We start from the raw sequence: 23,535 nt of genomic DNA on the forward strand, positions 1-23,535 counted from the left end.
GTAGGCGTAGGCGTAGGCGTAGGTGTTGGCGTAGGCGTAGGCGTAGGTGTTGGCGTTGGCGTTGGCGTTGGCGTTGGCGTAGGCGTTGGCGTTGGCGTTGGCGTAGGCGTTGGCGTTGGCGTAGGCGTTGGCGTTGGCGTAGGTGTTGGCGTAGGTGTTGGCGTTGGCGTTGGCGTAGGTGTTGGCGTAGGTGTTGGCGTTGGCGTTGGCGTTGGCGTTGGCGTAGGCGTTGGCGTAGGCGTAGGCGTTGGCGTAGGCGTTGGCGTAGGCGTTGGCGTTGGCGTTGGCGTTGGCGTAGGCGTTGGCGTTGGCGTAGGCGTTGGCGTAGGCGTTGGCGTTGGCGTTGGCGTTGGCGTAGGCGTAGGCGTAGGCGTAGGCGTAGGCGTTGGCGTAGGCGTAGGCGTTGGCGTAGGCGTAGGCGTAGGCGTTGGCGTAGGCGTTGGCGTAGGCGTAGGCGTTGGCGTTGGTGTTGGCGTTGGCGTTGGCGTTAAAGGAATGTATGGATAATCACCACTATCGCTACCACATGCTGATAACATAATAGCAGTGATTAACAATACACTTGCCTTTAAGGGGGTATTTAATTTTTTTGCTGTTGATACAGCTGAGATTGAATGACGGTTAGGTGACATTCGTCTTCCTCCATGAAGAGTTTATAATATTCCATTGGATAAGGCTTAAAACATAGTACTGCTATAGATAATCAAAATTGCCAAATAAAGTCAACTAAAATTAAGAAACTGCCCATTCACTTCAATCGATAGTAGATGATACATTTATATAGTTAATGGCAAGCGATATTACATGCGAGCAATAAAAAAGCGCTATAGAGCGCTTTTTTATTAATTTATATCATTATATAGCTTTATTTCTTTTCAGCTCCAAAGGTACCTTGTGCATTATTACCTGAGAATATACCTCCTAGATATTTAGCATTATCACCGTAAAAAGCACCTTCAGTAGCATAGCCGCCTTTCGTACCTGAAAAATCACTACCGCTGATAGTACCAGATATACCAATATTACCAACTTGACTGAAAGTTAAAGTACCATCAACTTTTTTGGCAGCAAAATCAGCTGTAAACACAGAACTGCCATACTCGATAGCCTTATCCAAACCGAGTACTCGATAAGTTGCATCACCACCATACGATACACTGCCTTCTGTAGGTAAGGTGAGTGTCTTATTACCATATACTGCTACACCGTTTACTGGAAGTTTAGTTTCTCCTAAAGTAGCTGGGCCATCAATATGACCAATACGCATCTGAGTACCAAAATCTTTATATACTGAACTATAAGTCAGAGGTAGCTCACCCAATGAAGTCGGGATTACAACGCTATCATCATGACGTTTAAAACCGTTTGAAGTATTGGAATCACTACCTCCTGACGTTGTAACTGTGACTTGAGGTAACAAACCTCCAGATGCTGAGTCTGCTCTTGCTACTAAACTATTTGAGTTACTAGTAAAATCACGAGTTGTGATTGCAAATACCGTATCTGGGAGGACGCCACTAGCATCGATATTCAGAGCCTGAACACCTGATTTATTAGTGTCAGAGCCAGATTGATAGGTTGGCGTAGGTGTTGGCGTAGGCGTAGGCGTAGGTGTTGGCGTAGGCGTAGGCGTAGGCGTAGGCGTAGGCGTAGGCGTAGGCGTAGGCGTAGGCGTAGGCGTAGGCGTAGGCGTTGGCGTTGGCGTAGGCGTTGGCGTAGGCGTAGGCGTTGGCGTTGGCGTTGGCGTTGGCGTAGGACTACCGTCAAATATATCGCCAAGATTATATGAATTATTGTTATCACTTCCACAGGCAGATAACATAATGGCGGTAATCAGTACCACACTAGCTTTTAGAGGGGTATTGAAAGATTTTAACGACGAACTATTAAGACTTGAATGATTATTAGAAAACATTCTTATTCCTCCATGAATATTTAAATGATATCTCTTTGCAACATAGTAGAAAATTAATTTTAACTTTTAGATTTCAACTTTTAAAAAGCTTATCCTGTTTATTAGATAAGCTTTTTAATTCTATCCAATATGATATTTATTAGAATAAGTTATTGACTCTGATATGAAAGCTTTACACCAGCGATGTAACCGTCATTGTCTTCAGCTTTACTAACGATACTACCATTAGGTAATTGTCCTGTGGCGTCACCAAATTTAAGATATTTGCCACCAACCGATACTGCCCATTCAGGTGTTACGTTATATTTGACACCGCCACCAATACTATAAAAACCTTCAATAGTACCCAGTGAACTTACAGGGTCGCCCGCACCAGAATCATAACCAACAACGACTGAGCCAGCCAGCTTTTCATTAAAACGTTTGGCTAAGCCAACATCAACTTTCCATTGGTCTTTTTCGTAAGACAATAACGGAAGCCCTTCTGGCGCTGCAGCTTTAGAGTAGGCATTATAAAGAGGCGGTACAATACTGAAATCACTCCAAGGTACCCAGCGTACATCCAAGGTACCTAATAACTGATACTTTGCACTAAGACCAGTTTCAATATTTAAGTTCACTGATTCAGGCGTAGTAACAGTAGCTTCAGTGTTCGCATATTCACCAATAGACTGGCCAAGTGCAGAATTCGGATCAATTCCAAGCTTTCTTAATGCGACACCTTTTAGAGGTGAACCTAGCAACGGAACTCTTTCGCCTATATCAGTCTTATGTTCAATCTCAGAGCGATAAGTTAAGGCTGCTTTTAACGCTATTTCAGGTTTACTATAAGCAAGACCTGCTACCCAACCATAGTCCGTATCTGCATTGACATTCGCATCATATCCTGTCAGAGGACCATATGCTTGACCGCGCAGATGCACATCCGCTTTAGCTTTTTGCATAACGGGGCCACCATATACTTGGAACCCATTAGATTTAAAACCCAATAAACCGGTCCAAGTTTCTGTATGAACGCTTACATTGGTGTTTTTATTATAGTCAGGATCTAAAACTGAGGAGTTAATCAATTCATTTGGAACAGAAGTACCAGTAGACGAATCAGCGATTGTTTGTTTTCCGGCTTTAGATACAAACGTACTATCACCTGAGTACTCTACTTCTGCACCAAATGGTTCGTCGTAGAATACACCAATACTGATATTGTCGTTGATATCAGTTTTGACACCGTAACGCATAAAGCTATAGGAATCTGGAGTAGCGTTTCCGGTTGATACGCCTTTTTCGTATGCTGCTTCCGTGGAAGTAATACCATTACGAATCTCTCCAGTTGGAGTGACGATAGCACCCGCATTATCATGAGCAGACACATCGGTATCGATATAAGCAAAATCAACTTCTGCATAAGTACCAGGATTAAAGAAACCTTTAATATCTTGACCCGAACGATCAAGACCAGCCGCTTGCGTAAGCGAGGCAGCAGATAAGGCAAATAAAGCTAAAGCAAGCTTAGAGATAGGGAATTTTTGAGACACTTAACATCCTCCATGAATAAAATAACTGGCAAATAGCTGAATTACTTAGGCAACCTATATAAGTAATCGAAGCTTATGCTGTGCAATCCTTTGCCAAACGACTTAAAAAATAAATGAGTGAATGTGACAATCGCTTACTCGATTTTACATTTCCTTATTATCAGACATTACCACTATGTAAGTTAAGGTAACCGACTTAAGTATCATAATTAAAGTTTAGCGCGATAGCAATACTCTTTTAAGATTATTTAGGAATAAGCTAAAGTTTACAGAATACACCTTAAAGTTATACTCGGTATTTTAACAATGGATACTTTTACAACACTAACTTCTCTTCATTAGTGAATTTTTTACGGAAAATTAGTTATAAAAAAGCAGCCTCTAGGGCTGCTTTATTTTAATAAACATTCATCTTTCATATTACCAATACAGCAATATCATTACTTACCTTGGTAAGAAAGTTTCACACCAACAATATATCCATCATTGTCTTGGAAATCTCCGACAATTTGTTGTGTTGGCAACTGACCTTTAGCATCACCGAACCATAAGTATTTACCACCGGCTGATACCGCCCACTCAGGGGTGACATTATACTTAGCGCCCAAACCAACACTATAATAGCCATCAATCGGACCTAGTGAGGTGGTTGGATCGCCTGAACCACTATCCCAACCAACCGTACCACTTACCGCCAAAGCAGGCATGATACGTTTAGCCAGACCAAGCTCTACCTGCCATTGATCATCACTATATTCTACTAAAGCTAAACCATCTGGACCGTATGCAGGGTTATTTTTACTAACGGCATTATATAATGGCGGTACGATAGAAAAATCACCCCAAGGTACCCAGCGTACTTTTGCCGTGGCTAATGTCGTAGGATTAATACCCGTTTGAAAATCAAAGTTTACTGATTTTGGCGTGGTGATTTCCATATTATTGGTTTGGGTAGCTGCCGCTGGATTACCCGCTAAAAGACCTGCTAATGGATACGTTTCAGTAATGTCCATGCTATGGTCAATCTCTGAGCGATACGTCAAAGCTGCTTTTAAAGCGATTTCAGGTTTACTATATGCTACACCCGCTAGCCAGCCATAATCTTGGTCTGGGCTAATATGGGAAGTGTAGCCTGTAGCAGGTCCGTATGCACTACCACGTAGCTTTACATCAGCCTGAACGCGCTGAGCGACTGGACCACCGTAAATTTGGAAGTTTTTATTTGCACCAAGCTTCATACCCATTATGGCAGTGATATTCTCAGAGCGCACCTCAACGTTAGTACCCTCAGTGTTAGCAAGTTGACTAGCTGCATAGCCATTCAGCCCTTGTAAAGGAGCCAATTGTGCTTCCCCCGCTGCGATTTGTGCTTTCCCGCCTACAATCTGTGGGCGTAAAGTAGCTTCAAGTGCTGGATTTGCGGCAATGGCTGCTTCAGCCTGTCTAACTTGTTCTCTACCAGCTGCGAGCTGTTGTTGAGCACCTTTAACATAGGTATCTAAACCTTGGGCAGTCGTAACTCCCGGTAACTTCCCAGCTAATTGTGAGGCAATCAACCCATCAATTGCAGCCGTTGGCGCACCGACAAAATTGCTATCGCCATTATAAGCCGCAGCCGCACCAAAAGGTTCGTCATATAAAATACCAACACTAAAGGTATCATTGATATCGGTTTTTACACCATAACGGAAAAAGTCGTAAGACTCAGCAACTTCCCCAGTGCTCTTACCTTGAACATAACCGGCGTCATCAGTGGCAACGCGTTGATTATCATAACCACTAACATCAGCATCGATATAGGTATAGACAGCTTCGGCATAAGTGCCATCTTGTAAGAATGCTGTGATATCTTGACCTGAACGATCAAGACCAGCCGCGTTGGTCATGCTGGCGACAGAAAGAGTAGCTATCGCTACGGCAAGAGTTTTTAAATGAAAAGTAGCGCGCATTGTATATCTCCAAACATCCTCATTGTTTAATCGTTGTAATAATTCCAATTTAGCATTGTTACGCAAAATATAAGATTATGTAAACGATGTCCTGAAAATGATAGTAATCACTTTTTGACACTAAAACAACACTTAAAACACCTTATTTCCTATTAATGACTGAATAGTACAAACAACTAAATTTCTTTTATAAACAATAGTTTAATTAAAATAATTATTAATACTTTATAATTAGTATTATCATTAAACTTAAATCGGCAAATAAGTATTCTTGCTATTTGAGCAGAAGGTCTTTGGCATTTCATGTTTTATCATAAACATAAAAAAAAACGACCTAGAAGGTCGTTTTTTATTTATAAAATATAATTTATATAAATATTAGCAATTTCCAGTTTACTTAGCTTGGTAAGACAGCTTCACACCAAGTGCAAAACCATCATTGTCTTCAAAATTACTAACGACGGCTTTAGTCGGAATTTGACCTTCTGCATCACCGAACCATAAGTATTTACCACCGGCAGAAATAGCCCAGTTTTCAGTGAAGTTATACTTTGCACCTAGACCAGCGCTGTAATAACCTTCGATAGGTCCTAGTGACGTAACTGGATTACCTGCACCGCTATCCCAACCGACAGTAGCTGTCACTGCCAATGCGGGTGTCAAACGTTTAGCTAGACCTAATTCTACTAACCATTGGTCTTTATCATAGCTAACTAACGCTAAACCTTCATCATCTTTAGTTGAAATTTTACTAACGTCATTATACAGTGACGGTACGATGGCAAATTCACTCCAAGGTACCCAACGAACTTTAGCAGTAACTAATGTCGTTGGATTGACGCCAGTCTGAAAATCAAAGTTAACAGATTCTGGGGTGTTGATTTCTATGTCACCATCTCTGCTGGTCGGTAATGCTAATCCAGCAGTAGCACCGGCGGCAGTAGCAATTGGGAAAGTCTCAAAAGCTTTTGCATCATGTTTGATTTCAGAACGATAAGTCAATGCAGCTTTAAGCGCGATTTCTGGTTTGCTATATGCCATACCAGCGATCCAACCATAGTCTTGATCATTGCTGATATGTGTCGTATAGCCAGTAGCTGAACTGTAAGCAGTACCACGCAGTTTTACATCTGCTCTGACGCGCTGAGCTACTGGGCCACCATATGCTTGAAATTCTTTGTTAGGACCGAACTTCGCACCAAGAATACCGGTAATGCTTTCAGTACGCACTTCTACTTGAGTCGCTTGACCTGCAGTTGCAGCCAAACCTTTTGCAGCTTGAAGACCGATAAGCTGACCTTGAGCTTGTTGTAATTGCTCAGCAGTCAAGTTGCCTGGGTTACCTGGAGTAAGCGCACCCTTTAATTGAGCAATACTTTTATCAACTAAAGCTTCATTTAAATTAGGATTCTTTGTAAAACCTTGAATAAGCGCATCTGCATTGCTATTAGTAATAAAGTCGTTTTTACCAGTGTAATCAGCGGCCGCACCAAAAGGCTCATCATATAAGATACCAACGCTGAAAGTATCGTTTATATCCGCTTTTACGCCATAACGGAAAAAGTCATAAGACTCTGCAATATCATCAATTTCATTACCTGAAATATCTTTGCCGCTCACATCAGCATCTAGATAAGTATAAACAGTTTCAGCATAGGTGCCATCTTGTAAGAATGCCGTGATATCTTGACCTGAACGATCAAGACCTGCTGCGCTAGCGAGACTAGCTGCAGAAAGAGCAGCCAAAGCTACCGTAAGAGTCTTTAGATTGAAATTTGCGCCCATTGTGTATCTCCAAACATCCACATTGTTTTACCGCTACACCGAACTTTGTTAGGTAGACAGTATCTAAGGTGAAGGATACTAATGTTTTTTTTACATTAAGACAACCTAAAAACACATTATTTCTCTAATATGACTGAATAGTCATCAGACAGTATATTTATACAAAAACGTGCATATAAATCACTAATCAATAGTGGTTATTATTTCTCGCTTTATGCCAAGTATTCTTATACTTAATAATGTGGCGGTCTATCTGCCATAACATCAAACGGCGCCACACCGCCCTCCGTATCTTGGCTTTGAACTTGCTTATAGATAAACTGCACTTGACGCTGGAGGGTCTGGATATCTTTGTCTTGGCGCGTAATAACCTCATCAAGCCGTTCTACCGTAACCTCAAGGTGAGAGAGGTTCATCTGCAATTCAATGACCTGTGATTGTAAATCCTCTTGATTATCTGACAGCTCAGCTTGACGATTAGAGGGTTTTTTTTCTATCGAATTTGGTTCATTCATATTTTTCTCAATACTGGATAATATAGTTATGGTCTTTATCAAATATCAGACACAACCATTTAAAGTAGACTTTATAAAATAGTGTTTATAAAGGCATTTACGCATACTACAGTTAGGTGGCAGCATGTTATACTGCTGGGAATTTTGCAACAACCCCTACCTCACTATTATATAAGCTTAAGATAATCTATGGCATTGATACATTTAAAAGATATTCACTTAGCCTTTGGCGTCGCTCCTGTCCTTGATGGTATTGATTTTGCTATCGATGCAGGTGAGCGCGTGTGTTTAATTGGCCGTAATGGCGAAGGCAAATCTACTTTATTTAAACTGATTAATGGCACATTATTGCCTGATAGCGGCGAAGTCATTATTAATAACAGTGTGCGCGTCGCCATGCTCGAGCAGGACGTGCCCGAAACCAGCGGTCGTATCTTGGACATCGTTATGGGCGGTAGCAAACGTACTGCCGAACTGCTGATTAACTATAACGCGCAGACTGATTTATGTGCGAATGGCGATATGGATGCCTGTGAGCGTATGGCGGACTTGCAGCATGATATTGATGCAGTACATGGTTGGGATTTAGAACGCGAAGCAACGCGGCTGATTACCACGATGGGCCTAGACCCAGAAGATGATTTGTCTTCACTCTCTGGTGGTCGTAAGCGCCGTGTTTTATTAGCACGCTCTTTAGTGACTAAACCTGATGTATTACTCCTTGATGAGCCAACCAACCATTTAGACGTTGATAGTATTGAGTGGCTTGAGCGTTTCTTATTAGACTGGCAAGGTCTGACACTATTGTTCGTCACCCATGATAGAGCGTTCGTTAATAAACTATCCACTCGCATCATTGAGCTTGATCGTGGTCAATTGACTAGCTATGACGTGACTCAAGGTGAAGGTGGCTATGCACGCTATCAAGAGTTAAAAGAGCTACAACTGTTAGCTGAAGAAAAAAATAACGCTAACTTTGATAAAAAACTGGCGCAAGAAGAAGTGTGGATTCGTCAAGGTATTAAAGCACGCCGTACCCGTAATGAAGGCCGCGTGCGTGACTTAAAAGCCTTGCGTGAAGAACGTGGTGAGCGCCGTGAGCAAGTGGGTAATGTTAATATTACCATGGGTCAAGGCGAGAAAAGTGGCAAGCTGGTCTGTAAAGTTAAAAATCTACATCTACAGTATGATGACCATGTATTGGTCGATAACTTTAGCACCACCATCATGCGCGGTGACAAGATCGGTATCGTCGGTCCGAATGGCGCGGGTAAAACCACGCTTATTAAAGCCCTACTCGATATGTCTGACGATGATGTCATCAAAACCGGCAGCGTTGAATTAGGCACTAACCTAAAAATCGCTTTTTTCGATCAGCTGCGTGATCAGCTAGATTTAGAAGCCAGTGTGGCTCATAACGTCTCAGAAGGTTCAGACTTCGTCGAAGTGGGTGGTCGTAAGACGCACATTATGAGCTATTTGCAAGATTTCTTATTTGCCCCAGAGCGTGCCCGTACCCCTGTTAAAGCGTTATCAGGTGGTGAACGTAATCGTGTACTTCTTGCTAAGCAGCTACTAAAACCTGCCAACATTCTCGTACTAGATGAGCCAACCAACGACTTGGATATGGCAACCCTTGAGCTATTAGAAGAATCGGTCGCAAGCTTTGGCGGTACGATTTTACTCATTAGCCATGACCGCTCATTTATGGATAACGTCGTCACCTCTACTTGGGTGTTTGATACGGATGAAGATGGCAAAGGAACCGTCAGCGAGTATGTCGGTGGCTATCAAGAGTATTTGATACAAAAAAATCGCGAAGAAGCATCTAAGGCTGCTAAAACTTCTAGTAATAATACGGCTAATAGCAAATCTACTAATAAGTCAGCGGCAGTAGCGAAACCTAATAATGCCGCTAAAAAGCTCAACTTTAATGACCAGCGCGAACTTGATAACTTACCAAAAGAAATCGCCGCGTTAGAATCTGAGCAAACGCAACTACAAGAGAAGCTGGCTGACGGTTCGTGGTTTACAAAAGACATTGACGCCGCTACCGCTGCCAGTGAGCGTTTATTGGTCATCGAAGATGAGATGATGACTAAGCTTGAGCGCTGGCATACCCTTGAGAGTTAGTACGTAGTATTTAAAAGCTAGTATGAAACATAGGATTATTTATTACTCCTCTGCTCTAGCGTATATAGAAATCGCTACCGTTAGAGTGGTAATAAATAGCTTATGCTTATTTACAAGTGTGTGATGTGCTGAAAGTTAGTGAACATTGTCTTGATTTCAAGTATCATTCCCTATTGCTGAATACCCTTATTTTTTATAAGGTCATCATTTATAACAGCCTTGCTAGTACAAAGACCCATGTTAAACATTGATAATTAAGGTGTTTTATACCTTTTATCTTGTTTAACCATCTGTCGTGCCCTATCAAGGTTGCTTTATTTTTAACACAATAATTTATTTTATGACCAAAATAGCTTAGAATAGCAACAATTAGCAAAATTAGGCACAGCTAACGTGGCTTGATAATTGTAATTTTTCTAAGCCACAAACCCAGTGTGGGATAATCCCATTTCATTCACCTGGAGGAAGTATTAATGAGCCATGCCGAAGGCGTTAATGTACAACGTCGTAGAGTTCTGATTGCCTCGACTGCCGTAATTGGTGCAGCTGGGGTAGCTGCTGTGGCAACACCTTTTGTCCGCTCTTGGACCCCAAGTGCTAAAGCTGAAGCTGCTGGTGCGGCGGTGACCCAAGATATTGGTTCTATCGAAGCAGGACAAATGATTGTCGTTAAATATCGCGGCAAACCTATCTTTGTGGTTAAGCGCACTGAAGAGATGCTCACCACACTTGATTCTGTAAAGTCGTTATTGTCTGACCCCGATTCTGATGCATCTTTGCAACCTGAATACTGTAAAAATCCTGAGCGTTCTATCTCACCAGAAATACTGGTCGTAGAAGGTGTTTGTACGCATTTAGGCTGTGCACCAAACTATCGTCCTGATGTTGGCGCTGCTGACTTAGGTGGTAATGATTGGTATGGTGGATTTTTCTGCCCCTGTCATGGCTCTAAATACGACTTATCAGGTCGTGTTTATAGTGGTGTCCCTGCGCCGCTTAACTTACCCATCCCAGATTACAACATGGATGGTACCATCTTGACGATTGGGGAGGCTTAATATGAGCATGGGTAAAAAATTAATGCATTGGGTGGACGCGCGCTTTCCTGCGACCGAAACCTATGAATATCACATGTCAAAGTACTATGCACCAAAGAACTTTAACTTTTGGTACTTCTTTGGTGTGTTATCAATGGTGGTATTGGTGAACCAGTTAGTCACTGGTATTTGGCTGACGATGATGTACAACCCAAGTGCCGAAGGGGCATTTGCGTCTGTTGAATATATCATGCGTGATGTCAAAGGTGGCTGGCTCATCCGCTATATGCACTCAACCGGCGCGTCTGCGTTCTTCGTCGTCGTATATTTGCATATGTTCCGCGCCTTGCTATACGGTTCATACCAAAAACCACGTGAGCTTATTTGGCTCATCGGTATGGGTATTTACCTAGCATTGATGGCAGAAGGTTTCTTCGGTTACCTACTTCCTTGGGGCAACATGTCATTCTGGGGCGCTCAGGTTATCTTAAACCTACCTGCTGCTCTACCTGTGATTGGTGATGGTCTTGCTGAATGGGTACGTGGTGATTACATCATCTCAGGTATCACGCTAAACCGCTTCTTTGCTTTGCATGTCGTCGCTATTCCACTAGTACTTGTGGGCTTAGTCTTTATGCATCTAGTCGCACTGCATCATGTTGGTTCAAACAACCCTGATGGCATCGATATTAAAAAGCTAAAAGATAAAAATGGTGTGCCATTAGATGGTATCGAATTCCATCCGTACTACACTGTGCATGATATGGTTGGTATTGTGGTCTTCTTTATCTTGTTCTTTGCCGTGGTATTCTTCTTCCCAGAAGGCGGCGGTTTCTTCCTTGAGCCACCAAACTTTGAGACAGCGAACTCACTAAAAACACCTGCACATATTGCGCCAGTATGGTACTACACGCCTTTCTACGCCATTTTACGAGCCGTTCCTAATAAGCTTGGTGGTGTTATTGCAATGGGCGGTGCGATTGCATTCTTGTTCTTAATTCCATGGCTAGACAGATCACCTGTACGTTCTATACGTTATAAAGGTATTTTGTCGAAAATTGCATTGACTGTGTTTGCGATTAGCTTTGTGGTCTTGGGTTATTTGGGTGCGACACCGGCCTCACCAACAGCAACCATTATGGCGCGTATATTCACTGTATTGTATTTCTTGTTTTTCTTATTGATGCCGTTCTACACTGCTATTGAGAAGTGTAAACAGCCACCAGAACGCGTTACCGGAGGTCACTAATGAACACGCTAATTAAATCCCTAGCTGGTCTAGGCTTAGGCGCGGCATTGACCTTGACTGCTGGCACAACAAGTGCAGCAGGTGGTGGATGTGGTACTTTTACCAATGCAGATGGTGTGGTTGAACACTTAGCTTGTAGTACAGCTCCTATTGATTTTACCAATAAGGGTTCGCTACAAAACGGTGCGAAAATCTTTATGAACTACTGTGCTGGTTGTCATTCTGCCCAGTACGTTCGTCACTCGCGCATTGCTAAAGATTTAGAGATACCACCTGAGTTGGTCGAGAAGTATTTGATGGTGACTACGGATCAAATCGGTGAGCACATCAATGCTGAGATTGACCCTGAAGTACAAGCGTCATGGTTTGGCGCGGCACCTCCAGACCTGTCTCTTGAGACCCGTCTGCGCGGTGATGACTGGGTATATACTTACTTATTGTCTTTCTATGAAGATCCAAGTCGTCCTTGGGGTGCTAATAACTTAGTGCTTGCAAACGCTGCTATGCCTCACGTCTTGCATAATATGCAAGAAACCTTGAGTGAAGAAGAGTTTGAATCTGAGGTTGGTGACTTGGTTAACTTTATGGCGTGGATGGCTGAGCCTGTTCGTCATGACCGTAAAGTGATTGGTTTCTTTGTGATTTTATTCTTATTAGTACTACTAATTCCAGTTTATTTATTAAATAAAGAATTCTGGAAAGACGTAAAATAATTAAGCAATAAAAGCCAAGATTTTATCTAAAAAAAGCACTACTTCGGTAGTGCTTTTTTATGTTTGAAAAGATTATCAAGCGGCAAATTAACTGTTAAGTGGTCGCCCTACGTGCAATGTTTACGTACGCTGCCTTGATAAACGGAGCGACATTGTTTACGATAACAGGCTTTACTAATACATTAGGCTTTCATGATTGATGCGAATGACATTCCAAGTAGTCAGCTGATTTTATACGCTGATGATGGCTACGACAGTCATGTGGTGCGCCTATTGCTTGAAGAAAAAAAACTGGCTTATTACTTGTCACGTTTGCATTCTGAACGTCCCGAAGATTTAACAGAGCTTAATCCCTATCATACTCTACCTGTTTTACAGCAGCGTGAAATTGCGTTGTATGAGATTAACGTTATCTTTGAATATCTTGAAGAACGTTATCATGCCAATAAGCTCTTACCCGACACGCCGCAAGAGCGTGCACAGTTTCGCCAGTTGGCCTGGCGTATCCAGCGCGATTGGCTGGTACTCGGTAAGCGTCTACTGATGCATCCAGACAGTTTTAATAAAGCCCAAGCTGCTATGGCAAAAAAACAGCTGAGCGATTCGCTCATCACTATATCACCACTGTTTGCGCATAAGCCTTATTTTATGGCAGATGAGTTTGGTTGGTGTGATGTGCTGTTAGCGCCCCTACTATGGCGTTTGGAAGAAATGGGTATTGAGCTACCGCGTACTATTAGCCGGCCCCTATTTGACTATCAAAAACGTATCTTTGAGCGTGATAGCTTTCAGAAAAGTGTGCGTTAATGAGACAACCGTCTACTGCTACCTTAGTATAGAAGAATGCTAAAATGTGAGCGATTATTCTATAAATCCCACTTTACCGCTAAAACTTTTTAATTATTATTTAATATCATGAATGAGTATAGGAAACCAACGATGAGCGAAGAAACCACCTCTATTACCCCAACCCGTCCTTATATGGTGCGCGCGCTATATCAATGGATAGAAGATAATGCACTGACACCTTATCTGATGGTGGACGCTACTGCCGACAACGTACAGATTCCAAGAGAACATGTACAAGATGGGCGTATCGTGCTCAATATCGCCAGTCGTGCGACTGGTAATATGAGTATGGAAAATGATTATATTAACTTTAGCGCGCGCTTTGGTGGCGTCTCCCAAGAGATTTGGGTACCATTGACAGCGGTAATGGGCATCTATGCCAAAGAAAATTCACAAGGTATGTTTTTTGATCCTAATGAATATGATGACTATGAACCTGAAGATGATGCCGTTACGAGTAGCAGCTCTAAAACAAACATTGTAGTTCCTAAGCCTAAACGCGACAATAAAGCTGGTTTAAAAGTCTTAAAATAAGATTAGTATTAAAAATAGTAAAAACAGAAAAGCTGGTCGTATTCAATACGTCCAGCTTTTTTGTTTTTGGTCTACAAGGCTCTGCGTTTAAACTATTAAGTTTTTGGCGCTTAAGTTCTTGGTAGGGTCACACCGCGCTGACCTTGGTATTTACCGCCACGGTCTTTATAACTGGTCTCGCAGACATCATCAGCATCACTTTGGAAAAACAGCATTTGTGCCACGCCTTCGCCTGCATAAATACGCGCTGGTAAATTGGTGGTATTACTAAATTCTAACGTCACATGCCCTTCCCACTCAGGCTCAAGTGGTGTGACGTTAACGATGATACCGCAGCGTGCATAGGTTGATTTACCTAAGCAAATCGTCAATACATCACGTGGAATGCGGAAATACTCCATCGTACGCGCCAAGGCAAAAGAGTTTGGCGGAATGATGCATTCGTCACCGATAACATCAATAAAACTTTTTTCATCAAAGTTTTTAGGATCTACAATCACTGAATGTACGTTGGTGAAAACTTTAAATTCAGGCGCACAGCGTACGTCATAACCATAGCTTGAAGTACCGTAACTGACTAAACGTTCGCCGGCATCATTAAAGCGTACTTGACCCGCTTCGAATGGCTCAATCATGCCGTGTTCTTGAGCCATTTTACGAATCCAGCGGTCAGATTTGATAGACATTGTTATTCCTTAGCAGATATATAATAAAACTTATAATATGAATGGTATTTTGATAGCGACGATTATACGGAATTGAGCGCTCAATTTATAGGCTTGCCTACGTTTAAAATAAATCTCTAGTCAAAATGATACTCGCCTACCATTTAGCAAAATGATCTTCTGCCAATCCCATCACATTATCAAGCTTAATCACTTCATCTCCTAGCCGTATCTCACCACTATAAAAACCAAGCCATTGCTCAAAGATACTGGCAAGCACACCGAAGTTATCAGTCTTCTTATAGACGCTAATCGGTGTAAAGGTTAAATCAATATTGATATTGCTCCAGCCTAAGTTTTGATGATAAACACGCCAAGTATTCTGTGCGGGGGTATCCAAATTTTGACGTACGAACATCACAGGTGGTAGATAAACTATCTGCCCATCAAGCCAGCATGCATTTTCACTAGCACCTGTCTCATTGACACCCATCGATAAGTTCAATGTGAAATGACGACCGTCTGGTAAATATGTGTTAATACATGTCCAGAACCAATTGGTCTTGTGGCGCATAAAACCAAGCGTCCAATCTAGATTGCCAATAGTCGTATCAGTAAAGCCTATTTGCTTAGCTTGGACATCTAAAGTACTAAGAGCATCAGTACTAAATTTTGAATTGGTTTTAATGGTTAAATGACCTGTAACCGCTGTGAGCGGCTCTTTTTGTGTGAATGTCCAACCGCGCCTACCTGTCGGTATACAGATAGCAAGTGGCTCTGATCGCCGCGCTAATGTCGCATCTATAGCAATATACTGACTGTCTAACATTACTTTGATTTGTGTAGGCGTAAAGTCCAATGTCACTGTCAGCTTATCATGAGTAAATGCCATTTGACCTTGGTAGCAATCGCCTTCTAATAGCGTCTGCCGAGTGAAAGGCTGCAAGGCTTCGCAAACCTCTAGCTCATTAGTTTCATCATTATAAAGATAAACGAAGGCACTGGTCGCAAGTTTAATCGTCGCCAGTGCTAGGCAAACTCGATACGGCGGCTGAATAATTTGGATAAAACAGAATTGGTTGGCTTTTAACTCTTTACGCCAGTTTGGCAGCGATTTTTGCGAGATAAGATAACTGTGATAGTCAAGATAGTTGATCCGCTTAACTTTAGCCAATACGCCAAAGCTAGGTTGACCATGTTGAATAAGCTGGTCAAGCACCGCTGGTTTTAAGAGGTCAGATGGGTATTGTTCATTTTGTTCGCTGTCATATTTATTCATCTTTGCGGCATCCTAGCCAAGTGTATACCGAGAGTTAAGGTGTTTATTATGTAATGGCTATCGTTTGCTACTACTTTCTTATAATAGCAAACAATAGCTCACTAATCATTAAAACGCTGCGGCTCCTAATATCTTAGCAGTAAAGCTTAGCCACTAAAAAATACGCTTATCATCGACAGGTTTGGCAAACTTATTGATATTGGCTTCGATATTTTTAGCAATACTTAGATAGTACGGCGCAAATTCATCATTGGCCAACACGCTCGGCTCACCTTTATCTACTTGGGCGCGAATACCGCTAGCAAGCGGCAACTGTCCTAATAGTGGCACATGGTATTGCTCAGCGATTTTTTCACCACCGCCCGTACCAAAGATAGCCTCGGTATGGTTACAGTTGCTACACGTATGCAATGCCATGTTTTCAACCACGCCAAGCACCGGTATATTGGTCTTGTTGAACATCTCGATGCCTTTTTGCGCATCAAGTAAGGCAATATGCTGCGGCGTCGTCACAATCACCGCGCCTGTCACCGGAATGCGCTGCGCTAAGGTCAGCTGGATATCGCCAGTGCCAGGCGGCATATCAATGATTAAATAATCTAGCTGCGGCCAATTAGTCTGGTTATAAAGCTGCATCAAGGCACCAGTGGCTTTTGGTCCGCGCCACGCCACAGGCGTATTATCGCCATCAAGCAAGCTACCAATCGATAGCATTGCCAGACCATGTGCATCGATAGGAACAAACTGCTCATTTTCCAGCTCAGGTTTCACCTTATCCACGCCCAGCATCGTAGGCATACTCGGGCCATAAATATCGGCGTCTAACACGCCAACACGATTGCCTAACTTTTGTAATGCTAAGGCGATATTAACGGTAGTGGTTGATTTGCCCACGCCGCCCTTGCCTGACGCTACCACGATAATATGACGAATACGCGGATGCGCTGCAAGTGACGCTTGGGTAGGAGCTGCCTTGGTAATCGGTGGTTCGCTGTTGGTATTTGCGTGGTCACTAGACTTGGATTGACTTGCCATGGCATCCGTGGTTTTTGGCATTTTCTTCGGTAAGGTTGATCCTGCGCCTTTAGCTGGTGCCGGTAAACGGACATTCATATGAATGGTTTTAATACCATGCGGATGCAGCAATTGTCCAAGCTCTTGTTGGATGGTTTCAGGGTTACTGTCTTGTGGCAGGCGCAAGTCTAAAGTAAGCTCTTCACCATTGCGCTCAAGCCCCGTTACCATGGTGGCAATGCTAATCGTACCTACTTCATAGCCGAGCAGCACCTTATCCACGGCACTATCGCGTTCTGCCTGCTGCTGCGGGGTTTCAGTTTTTGTGGTCGGTTTATTTTTCTTCATAAAGTTAAACATAGCTACCGTTACTGCCTATACAAGTGGGTGGGCATGGTAAAAAACTCAATTCATACTATTACAAACGGGCCAAATCACACTGCCCATGAGCTTTCTAGCCAAACCTTTTATCGTGACAGTGTAGCTCAATTACAAGGATAAAAAAACCACAACGCCAATAGAATGATGCTTTGTAAAACCCATCTACCCTGCAATCTATTCTTAATGGATGCTGTTAATAACTGGTGCCAATGATTGCTGCTTCTGTATTACTCTTGTTAGGGCGTGAAGAAATTAAATGGTCAAGAATTTTGAAGCAATAAACAGATAAATCAGCACACCTGAAGCATCACATACCGAGGTAATCAAGGGTGCACTAGCCGTGGCAGGGTCAAAGCCTAATTTATTGAGCACAAAGGGCAAACTCATGCCAATCACACAACCAATCATGACCACCGACATCATACTCAGGGCCAAAACTAATGATACAACCGCATCACCGCGCACATAGCCGATAAGCGCGATAGCAACGGCCATCGTAGCACCAAGCATAAGCGCAACTAAAGCTTCGCGGCCGAGCAATGAAAACCAGTCGCGCATGACCACATCACCTGTCGCTAGCGCCCTCACCATCAAAGTTGCAGACTGAGAGCCGGCGTTACCACCACTATCAACCAGCAAAGGTAAGAAAAACACCAATACCAAATTGGCCGCAATGACATCTTCAAAATTTGAGATACTAAGCCCTGAGAGTAGATTGCCAAATACTAAAAACACCAACCAAAACACCCGCTTACGGTATAACATGCGAATGCTGACGTCTTTTAACTTACCTACCATAGTCGAGACACCGCCTGACTTATGAAAGTCATCAGTGGCTTCATCGCTAGCCACGTCCATCGCGTCATCATGGGTGACGATACCGACTAAAGCACCACTGGCATCAGTAATCGGCAAGGCAATTAAGTCATAGCGAGCAACGGTTTTGGCGACATCTTCTTGGTCATCGTTTACATCAGAAGAGATAACCGAGCTGACCATAATATCCTTAATCAGCTGCTCAGGTGACGCTAAAATAAGCACTCTTAATGACACGACACCTAACAGCTTACGGACATCATCGATGACATAAGCATGGTAAATAGTCTCAGCATCGGGTGCTTCTAGTCTAAGAGCGTCTAGGGCTTCAGCAACAGTCATCTCGGCAGCTAATGTGGCATAATCAGACGTCATCAACGCGCCAGCAGTACGTTCTTCATAGGCAGACAATCTGCGAATATCTTCACGTTTTGCCTGTGCAAGTGCGGGTAGCAATGCATCTCGCTGTTCCTGATTCAGGCGCTTATATAAGTCGGTACGCTCATCAGACGGCATCTCCCCGACTATCTTCGCTAAAACAGCTCGTGGAAATACGTAAGCGAGTGCAACCTGGATATCCGCGTCTAAATAGGCAAATATCGTCGAGCGATTGGGCAGATGCTCTAGGAGCTGCCAAGCAAGTTTGGGTTCAATCATCGCCATCACATCAGCAACATCAATAGGTCGTAGCGCTTTCAGCTCATCAATCGCTTGCTCAAACTGCTGCTGCTCGATAGCACGGCTTAATTTTGCAGCAAAGGTCAACGCTAAGTCTTCATTATTCATTATTTTTACTCCGTGCAGCGCAACATTATGCAACAGGTGCTCATAAAAAAGAGCCAATATAATTGGCTCAAGTTAACATAGAATCAAATCCTAATGGATTGGTCTTTTATTAGCAAGCTAATGATTCTTAAACCAATCAAACAACCAGCAGACCAGTTAATTCATAAACCAACCATGACTGGCAACGATAGATTGACCGGTGAATACATTACTTGGGAATGCTGCTAAGAATAATGCCAATTGGGCAATATCATCAACGGTCGTAAATTCTTTGTCAACGGTATTGACCAACATGATGTCATTCACTACCGATTCTTCACTGATGCCTTTTTCAGCTGCTTGTTGCGGGATTTGTTTTTCGACCAACGGGGTTTTGACAAACCCTGGGCAAATCACATGCGCGCGTACATTATGCTCAGCCCCTTCTTTTGCCAGCACACGGCACAGTCCAAGTAGTCCGTGTTTGGCGGTCACATAAGGCGCTTTGTAAAGTGACGCTTCATGCGAATGTACCGAGCCCATATAGATGACGGTACCGCCTTTATCGCCTTTATACATATGTTGTACAGCAGCTTTGGTGGTCAAAAATGCACCATCTAAATGGATAGCGAGCATTTTCTTCCAGTCATCGAATGCCATCTTATGAATCGGGTCAATGATTTGAATACCGGCATTGGAGACAAGAATATCTATACCGCCAAAGGTATCCACTAACTGCTGCACGCCATCATTTACGGCATCCTCTGAGGTCACATCCATGGCAATTGCAAGTGCGCGTCCGCCAGCGGCTTCGATAGCAGCCACCGTTTGCTGTGCGGCTGCAAGATTAATATCAGCAATACCAACTGCGGCGCCTGCCTTGGCATAAGTCTCAGCGATGTCACGTCCAATGCCACTGGCAGCGCCAGTGACTAACGCCACCTTGCCGGTCAAATCTTGTTGTAATGTGGTCGCCATATTTTATAGTCCATTATAAATAGGTTTTTTGGATGCCTGTCTCAAATATGCGTATTTATTAAACAGGTTTACTGAGCAATGCTTACTGGCGTTTTTTCTTGTAGCTCATCAAAGCTAACGCCATCTGCCAGCTCAACCAATTTCAGTCCATTGTCAGTGACATCTAATACGGCAAGTTCGGTGATAATACGATCAACCACCCCTTTACCCGTTAATGGCAGCTCGCAGTTGGGCAGGATTTTTGGCTCGCCATGTTTATTAACTTGTTCCATGAGCACAATCACCCGTTGCACGCCTGCAACCAAGTCCATCGCGCCGCCCATGCCTTTAACCATTTTTTTGGGAATCATCCAGTTGGCCAAATCCCCTTTTTCTGACACTTCCATCGCGCCTAGTATCGCTAAATTCACATGACCGCCACGAATCATCGCAAATGACTCTGAGCTACTAAAGTAACTGGCGCCCGGCTCTGCGGTTACGGTTTGCTTGCCAGCATTAATCAAATCAGCGTCGACATTTTCAGCGGTTGGAAACTCGCCAATACCTAATAAACCATTTTCCGATTGCAACCAAACATCCACATCTTCAGGAATATAGTTGGCGACTAGAGTTGGTAGACCAATACCTAAGTTGACATAATAACCGTCTTGTAGCTCTTGTGCGGCACGCTGTGCCATCTGTTCTCTTGTCCATGCCATGGTGATTTCCTTATTGTTACGATACTTTATTTTTAAAATACTTTATTATCATTGATCTAAGTATTTAATAATTATGTTGATAAGCTCTTTATCTAAGCGCCTTCAACGGCTTTAGTGGTCGTCTTCTCAATACGCTTTTCAGGATTGCTGTTTAAGACGATACGCTGCACAAAGATACCCGGCAGATGCACTTCATCCGGATCGAAGGTGCCAGTTTCTACGATTTCTTCAACTTCGACAATGGTAATCTTGCCTGCCATGGCGCAATCTGGGTTGAAGTTACGCGCAGTCTTATTAAATATTAAGTTACCCGCTTTATCTGCTTTTTGCGCTTTGATTAATGCCACATCAGCACGTAATGAGTGCTCAAGTACATAGGTGCGTCCATCAAAATCACGCGTCTCTTTACCCTCAGCCACTTGCGTGCCGACGCCCGTCGCCGTATAAAACGCTGGAATACCTGCGCCACCTGATCGTAGCTTTTCTGCCAATGTTCCTTGCGGCGTCAGCTCAACTTCTAATTCACCTGCTAAATATTGACGTTCAAACTCTTTGTTTTCACCGACATACGATGAGATCATTTTTTTAATTTGGCGGGTCTGTAATAGCAGACCTAAACCAAACTCATCAACGCCTGCGTTGTTACTGATGCAAGTCAAATCCTTGACCCCACTATCACGTAACGCTTCAATGAGCGCTTCAGGGATACCGCACAGACCAAAACCGCCGATAGCGAGTGTTTGTCCATCACTAACGATACCTTTTAACGCCTCTTCGGCACTGCTATATACTTTTGAGCGACTCATGCTTATCTCCTTGCAAGTCTGGTTTTTGTTATTCATATTCGTCATCAATTGAAATTATAATAATACATTTTCTATCGATATATTAGGCATAGCGCTTATACTAACTTAACATATTATTCTGGCAGCGAGAAGAGAATAACCGTAAGAACTTACCAGCCAGCGCAGTATCTCAGTACATATTAAATCGCTACGGCATTAGTCTAGATTTATGTTTAATAAAACCTAATACATCCTATATTTTGATTAATTTTATTGACCCATGTCAATATGCCCTGCATACTCGGGGCTTGAACTTTGCCAAGGAGGGCGATCATGATGAGCACATTTGCTATTGTCATCACTTTGTTACTATTGATGTTTTTTGCTTATCGCGGCTATTCGGTGCTGATTTTAGCACCGATTATGGCGATATTAGCCGTATTACTTTCAGGTGATTTTTTAAGTAGTATTCCCGCCTACACCGATGTATTTATGGGGGCGCTAAGCGGATTCTTACTGAAGTTCTTCCCTATTTTCTTATTGGGTGCGCTATTTGGGCGTTTGATGGCCGACTCTGGCGCAGCGACAGCGATTGCCAATACCGTAGTCGAAAAGCTCGGTGCCAGTAAAGCCGTTTTAGCGGTTATCTTGGTTTGTGCCATCTTAACTTATGGTGGCGTTTCGTTATTTGTCGTGGCATTTGCTATTTATCCAATTGCCAAAGATTTGTTTAAAGCCGCTGATATTCCTAAGCGCTTGATTCCAGCAGCGATTGCGTTAGGTTCATTCACCTTTACCATGACAGCGTTACCAGGCACGCCAGCCATTCAGAATGCCATTCCGATTCCCTACTATAATACCAATGTGTTTGCCGCGCCTATTTTAGGTGTTATCGGCGGTACGATCATGTTTATCTGTGGCTGGTTATGGTTGCAGTCACGGGCGAGAAAAGCCAATGCAGCAGGAGAAGGCTATGGTCAGCATGACGAAGAAGATGTAGGGGGCGTTGGTGCCGTTAAGAAAGAATCTGAGACACTGAGTACGCATCACACGTCATTTACCGTGGCTATGATTCCTCTGGTATTGGTCATCGCCCTAAACGCTTTATTAACTTATGCGATCTTCCCGTCGCTCGATTTTAGTGGCTTACAAACTCAATTTCCTGACTTAAATATCGCAGGCTCACTTGGTCTATGGTCAATTATCATCTCATTGGTCGTTGCTTGTACCGTGCTCATTGTGCTGCGTATTGGTCATTGGAAAAATCTACAAAAAACCATTAACCGTGGCACTTATGATTCGATGTTACCGATTTTTAATACCGCATCAGAAGTTGGTTATGGCGCGGTTATTGCCTCGCTGGCAGGCTTTCTTATCATTCGTGACAGTATCTTAAACCTAACACCAGGCAATCCACTCATCTCAGAAGCCGTCGCGATGACCACGCTGGCAGGTATCACTGGCTCATCCTCTGGTGGTTTGAGTATTGCGCTATCGACGTTGGGTGAAGACTATTTAAGAATGGCCGTCGCCGCTGGTATTGATCCAGAACTGATGCATCGTGTTGCCGTGATGGCAGCAGGTGGTTTGGATACCTTGCCACACAGTGGTGCGGTCATTACCTTACTCGCGATTTGTGGTTTGACCCATAAGCAGTCGTATCTAAACATCGCCATGGTCACAATAATCATTCCACTCATCGCTGTGGTCGCTGTTATTATCTTAGGCACGATGTTTGGTTCTTTTTAAGAAATATCTAGGTGTTCAAGAAAGACTCTAGCTATCAAATAAACATACCTTTTATCAAACCCACTTAGCCAATCGCTTGGTGGGTTTTTTATGGTCACATTATTATCAACCTATCTAGGGCGTGTCATCAATTAGCATAGATATTTCAGAATAAGCTATACTTAGATCGTATTTAGGAATTTGAGCTCAAT

The 23,535-nt window shown here is 43.1% G+C and carries 20 protein-coding genes; 7 read left to right on the plus strand and 13 right to left on the minus strand.

All coding sequences use genetic code 11. The annotated features are described in order from the left end of the window. The 6 genes from AC2FA3_RS14155 to AC2FA3_RS14180 all read right to left on the minus strand — a co-directional run. Positions 1–632: hypothetical protein (locus AC2FA3_RS14155; protein WP_490510130.1), on the minus strand; the 632-nt coding region annotated here is incomplete at its 3' end. A 233-nt stretch (positions 633–865) separates the two neighbouring features. Further along, positions 866–1,915 carry a transferrin-binding protein-like solute binding protein gene (locus AC2FA3_RS14160; RefSeq protein WP_490510131.1) on the minus strand — a complete coding sequence of 350 codons (1,050 nt, stop codon included), beginning with the start codon at positions 1,913–1,915 and terminating at the stop codon, positions 866–868. Between the two features lie 149 nt (positions 1,916–2,064). Next, complete coding sequence (locus AC2FA3_RS14165; protein WP_201612728.1) at positions 2,065–3,450, minus strand: hypothetical protein; 1,386 nt, start codon at positions 3,448–3,450, stop codon at positions 2,065–2,067. A 440-nt stretch (positions 3,451–3,890) separates the two neighbouring features. Continuing rightward, positions 3,891–5,399 carry an outer membrane protein transport protein gene (locus AC2FA3_RS14170; RefSeq protein WP_490510132.1) on the minus strand — a complete coding sequence of 503 codons (1,509 nt, stop codon included), beginning with the start codon at positions 5,397–5,399 and terminating at the stop codon, positions 3,891–3,893. Positions 5,400–5,792: 393 nt separating this feature from the next. Continuing rightward, positions 5,793–7,184, minus strand: coding sequence for an OmpP1/FadL family transporter (locus AC2FA3_RS14175; protein ID WP_490510133.1), 1,392 nt, complete (start codon positions 7,182–7,184; stop codon positions 5,793–5,795). Between the two features lie 233 nt (positions 7,185–7,417). Continuing rightward, on the minus strand, positions 7,418–7,699 hold the full coding sequence (locus tag AC2FA3_RS14180) for a SlyX family protein (RefSeq protein ID WP_490510134.1): 282 nt from the start codon (positions 7,697–7,699) through the stop codon (positions 7,418–7,420). A 189-nt stretch (positions 7,700–7,888) separates the two neighbouring features. On the opposite strand from AC2FA3_RS14180, the gene AC2FA3_RS14185 reads away from it, so the two are divergent. The 6 genes from AC2FA3_RS14185 to AC2FA3_RS14210 all read left to right on the plus strand — a co-directional run bounded on the left by AC2FA3_RS14185 (position 7,889) and on the right by AC2FA3_RS14210 (position 14,214). Then, on the plus strand, positions 7,889–9,832 hold the full coding sequence (locus tag AC2FA3_RS14185; protein ID WP_490510135.1) for an ATP-binding cassette domain-containing protein: 1,944 nt from the start codon (positions 7,889–7,891) through the stop codon (positions 9,830–9,832). A gap of 473 nt (positions 9,833–10,305) precedes the next feature. Further along, entirely contained in the window at positions 10,306–10,890 is a 585-nt protein-coding gene (petA, locus tag AC2FA3_RS14190) for a ubiquinol-cytochrome c reductase iron-sulfur subunit (protein ID WP_201543231.1), read from the plus strand. Between the two features lies 1 nt (position 10,891). After that, positions 10,892–12,118, plus strand: coding sequence for a cytochrome b (locus AC2FA3_RS14195; protein WP_490510136.1), 1,227 nt, complete (start codon positions 10,892–10,894; stop codon positions 12,116–12,118). Further along, complete coding sequence (locus tag AC2FA3_RS14200; RefSeq protein ID WP_201543233.1) at positions 12,118–12,831, plus strand: cytochrome c1; 714 nt, start codon at positions 12,118–12,120, stop codon at positions 12,829–12,831. The genes AC2FA3_RS14195 and AC2FA3_RS14200 overlap by 1 nt, the downstream gene beginning before the upstream one ends. Positions 12,832–13,023: 192 nt before the next feature. Further along, positions 13,024–13,638: a glutathione S-transferase N-terminal domain-containing protein gene (locus tag AC2FA3_RS14205; RefSeq protein WP_490510138.1), complete on the plus strand. Its 615-nt coding sequence runs from the start codon at positions 13,024–13,026 to the stop codon at positions 13,636–13,638. A 132-nt stretch (positions 13,639–13,770) separates the two neighbouring features. Further along, positions 13,771–14,214 carry a ClpXP protease specificity-enhancing factor gene (locus AC2FA3_RS14210; RefSeq protein ID WP_490510139.1) on the plus strand — a complete coding sequence of 148 codons (444 nt, stop codon included), beginning with the start codon at positions 13,771–13,773 and terminating at the stop codon, positions 14,212–14,214. Positions 14,215–14,324: 110 nt separating this feature from the next. On the opposite strand, the gene dcd is transcribed toward AC2FA3_RS14210, so the two are convergent. From dcd to AC2FA3_RS14245, 7 genes are all read right to left on the minus strand, one after another. Further along, positions 14,325–14,900, minus strand: a complete 576-nt coding sequence (gene dcd, locus AC2FA3_RS14215) for a dCTP deaminase (RefSeq protein ID WP_020443725.1) — start codon at positions 14,898–14,900, stop codon at positions 14,325–14,327. Between the two features lie 136 nt (positions 14,901–15,036). Next, entirely contained in the window at positions 15,037–16,158 is a 1,122-nt protein-coding gene (locus tag AC2FA3_RS14220) for a DUF2804 domain-containing protein (RefSeq protein ID WP_490510140.1), read from the minus strand. Positions 16,159–16,311: 153 nt separating this feature from the next. Then, positions 16,312–17,520: an iron-sulfur cluster carrier protein ApbC gene (gene apbC, locus AC2FA3_RS14225; RefSeq protein ID WP_490510141.1), complete on the minus strand. Its 1,209-nt coding sequence runs from the start codon at positions 17,518–17,520 to the stop codon at positions 16,312–16,314. A gap of 285 nt (positions 17,521–17,805) precedes the next feature. Beyond that, entirely contained in the window at positions 17,806–19,155 is a 1,350-nt protein-coding gene (mgtE, locus tag AC2FA3_RS14230) for a magnesium transporter (RefSeq protein WP_490510142.1), read from the minus strand. 156 nt (positions 19,156–19,311) lie between these two features. Then, positions 19,312–20,112, minus strand: a complete 801-nt coding sequence (locus AC2FA3_RS14235) for a 3-hydroxybutyrate dehydrogenase (RefSeq protein ID WP_490510143.1) — start codon at positions 20,110–20,112, stop codon at positions 19,312–19,314. Positions 20,113–20,180: 68 nt separating this feature from the next. After that, positions 20,181–20,810 carry a CoA transferase subunit B gene (locus AC2FA3_RS14240; RefSeq protein ID WP_490510144.1) on the minus strand — a complete coding sequence of 210 codons (630 nt, stop codon included), beginning with the start codon at positions 20,808–20,810 and terminating at the stop codon, positions 20,181–20,183. Between the two features lie 92 nt (positions 20,811–20,902). Then, the gene (locus AC2FA3_RS14245) at positions 20,903–21,616 is read right to left on the minus strand and encodes a CoA transferase subunit A (protein ID WP_149489806.1); all 714 of its coding nucleotides are present in this window, start codon (positions 21,614–21,616) and stop codon (positions 20,903–20,905) included. Positions 21,617–21,928: 312 nt separating this feature from the next. On the opposite strand from AC2FA3_RS14245, the gene AC2FA3_RS14250 reads away from it, so the two are divergent. Beyond that, positions 21,929–23,344, plus strand: a complete 1,416-nt coding sequence (locus tag AC2FA3_RS14250) for a GntP family permease (protein ID WP_490510145.1) — start codon at positions 21,929–21,931, stop codon at positions 23,342–23,344. Positions 23,345–23,535 lie beyond the last annotated feature (191 nt).

The organism is Janibacter sp. CoH_79_TC_3, assembly GCF_058197955.1.